2 protein-coding genes are annotated in these 1,581 nt (G+C 72.9%); both read right to left on the bottom strand.

Annotation, left to right across the window (positions count from 1 at the left end):
- Positions 1-53 precede the first annotated feature (53 nt).
- A complete protein-coding gene (locus AAHZ94_RS33825; protein WP_349997518.1) occupies positions 54-632 on the bottom strand; it encodes a GTP-binding protein in 579 nt (192 codons plus the stop codon).
- Positions 613-1,401 (bottom strand): DUF742 domain-containing protein, encoded by a 789-nt coding sequence (locus AAHZ94_RS33820; protein WP_349997519.1) that lies wholly within the window; start codon positions 1,399-1,401, stop codon positions 613-615. The genes AAHZ94_RS33825 and AAHZ94_RS33820 overlap by 20 nt, the downstream gene beginning before the upstream one ends.
- Between the last annotated feature and the right edge of the window lie 180 nt (positions 1,402-1,581).

Genomic DNA, 1,581 nt, shown 5'->3' with positions numbered 1-1,581 from the left:
GCGGTACACACCACCTGGTGTGTACCGCCCCGTACCCCGGCGTCGGCGGCCGGCTAGCGCAGCCGGGCCATCAGGGCGTGCTCGACCAGCGTGATGAGCGCGCTCTTGGCCTCGTTGCGGTGCCGGGCGTCGGTGATGATGATCGGCGCGTCCGGGCCGATCTGGAGCGCCTCGCGCACCTCGTCCGGCGTGTAGGGCTGGTGGCCGTCGAACCCGTTGAGGGCGATGACGAACGGCAGGCCCGAGTTCTCGAAGTAGTCGACGGCGGGGAAGCAGTCGGCGAGCCGTCGGGTGTCCACCAGCACGATCGCGCCGATCGCGCCGCGTACCAGGTCGTCCCACATGAACCAGAACCGGTCCTGCCCGGGCGTGCCGAACAGGTACAGGATCAGGTCCTGGTCGAGCGTGATGCGGCCGAAGTCCATGGCCACCGTGGTGGTGGTCTTGTCCGGGGCGTGGGTCAGGTCGTCGATCCCCGCCGATGCGGAGGTCATCACGGCCTCGGTGCGCAGCGGGTTGATCTCCGAGACCGCGCCGACGAACGTGGTCTTGCCCACGCCGAAGCCGCCCGCCACCACGATCTTCGCGGAGGTGGTGGAGCGGGCTGCACCGCTAGAGCTTGCGAAGTCCACTGAGCACCCTTTCGAGCAGTGTCACGTCAGGCTGTCCGCCGGCGGTCTCGTCGCCGCCGGGCTGATGGATGGCGACGAGCCCCGCCTCGGCCAAGTCGGCGACGAGGATGCGGGAGACGCCAAGGGGAATGGAGAGGAGTGCGGAGATCTCGGCGACCGACTTGATCTCCCGGCAGAGGTGGCAGATCCGCTGGTGCTCGGGCAACTGGCCCTGGAGCTGGGACGGATCGGCCGTGGTGCTCACCAACGCCTCGATGGCGAGCTGGTACCGGGGCCGCGTACGGCCGCCGGTCATGGCATAGGGGCGCACGAGCGGGTTGTGCGCGGCGGGTGCGGGCTCCGGCTCGTCGTGCTGCGGCTGCACCGGTTCGATGCGCGGGCTGTGCGGCGCGTACGGGTCGGCGGGCGGCTCGTAACCGGGCCGCGGCTGCGGCTGCCGTCCCGGCTGACCACCGTGGCGCGGCTGGCCGTAGCCAGGCTGCTCGTACGGCTGTTGCTGGTGCGGCTGCCGTTGCTGCGGCGGCTGTTGGGGGTAGGGCTGAGCGCCGGGCTGGCCGTGCTGCGGCTGGTACGGCTGCTGGTGGCGCTGCTCGTACGGCTGCTGCGGCTCGGTGGGCCAGTCGTCCGCCTGTTGGGACGCCGCACGGCGCTGTGCGGGGCCCCGCTGCGGCTGCTGGGGGAGCGCGTCACCGGACGCGTCGCCGGGCTGCTGCTGGGCCGTGGGCCGGACCCGGCGGCTGGGCGCGGAGGGGAAGTTGAACCGGTTCAGCGGCGCCTGACCCTGTGGGTCAGGCTGCTGCCCTTCGCCGTACGAATAGCCGCTCGGGGACGTTGCCACGGTTCCTCCTCCAACTCGCCTGTCTGCCGGTCGCCGGGGGGGGGGGGGGGGGGGGGGGGGGGGGGGGGGGGGGGGGGGGGGGGGGGGGGGGGGGGGTAGGGGGGGGGGGGG

Origin of the sequence: Streptomyces sp. HSW2009 (assembly GCF_040240285.1) — a bacterium.
In the GTDB taxonomy this organism is placed as follows: Bacteria; Actinomycetota; Actinomycetes; order Streptomycetales; family Streptomycetaceae; genus Streptomyces.
The sequence above is the reverse complement of the archived record's forward strand: the minus strand, read 5'-3'. Positions and strand labels throughout refer to the sequence as shown.